A 352-nucleotide genomic window follows, 5' to 3' on the forward strand; every position below is an offset into this window, starting at 1 on the left:
GAAGGCAATTTTGTGGTCGATAATCAAAAGTTTGAATCGCAGATGGTCGCTTCCGAATATGTACAGGCCGTTACCGACTGCAAGGTACTGGCTTTCAATAAAAAGAATTGGGACCAGATATCCGACACCATTGTGGGCTGGGAAATGATGAAGGCCAACATGGTAAAAAAATGCCTTACGCTGGCCATGGAACGGCGCAGTCCACTGGTTTCGGAAGACGCCACCACGCGTTATCTTTCGTTCATCGAGGCGTTCCCCAACCTGGTCAACCGCATCCCGCTTTCCTATGTGGCCTCGTACCTGGGCATCACCCAGCAATCGCTCAGCCGTATACGCCGTAGTATCCGTTAGC

The 352-nt window shown here is 51.1% G+C and carries 1 protein-coding gene; it reads left to right on the forward strand.

The window, feature by feature from the left end; genetic code table 11:
• A partial coding sequence (locus tag AAHB90_RS32615; protein ID WP_446717951.1) for a Crp/Fnr family transcriptional regulator occupies positions 1 to 351 on the forward strand: 351 nt, incomplete at its 5' end.
• Between the last annotated feature and the right edge of the window lies 1 nt (position 352).

Origin of the sequence: Dyadobacter sp. OTU695, assembly GCF_038440355.1 — a bacterium.
GTDB lineage: Bacteria > Bacteroidota > Bacteroidia > Cytophagales > Spirosomataceae > Dyadobacter.